The 274-nt window shown below is 48.2% G+C and carries 1 protein-coding gene; it reads right to left on the minus strand.

The features are described 5' to 3' along the window. Positions 1 to 274, minus strand: a 274-nt coding sequence (locus QWY28_RS23780; RefSeq protein WP_300955373.1) for a tetratricopeptide repeat protein, incomplete at both ends; no start/stop codon positions are given.

Genomic DNA, 274 nt, shown 5'->3' on the forward strand with positions numbered 1-274 from the left:
TTCGTCCTTTGGTCAGCTGGCTGATCGCTGCGCTGCACAGGCACACGCCAAAGAGAGCTCTCGTGTTCTTGCCCCCAGTCAACTGGACCGTCGACGCGTAGTACTTTTTAGCGGTTTGAAGGTTTTCCAAACCACCCAGTGTGTACAAAACCTCAGCATAAGCTAGATGATAAAGTGGAATGGTTGGTTGGGCCAATATTAGTTCCTCGTAACAAAAGGCGGCTTGTTTGTACATCTGTAAGGAAACATAAATTTCAGCAAGCTCTCTCCATGC

It is taken from the genome of Nocardioides oceani (genome assembly GCF_030412965.1).
Classification (GTDB): Bacteria; Actinomycetota; Actinomycetes; order Propionibacteriales; family Nocardioidaceae; genus Nocardioides; species Nocardioides oceani.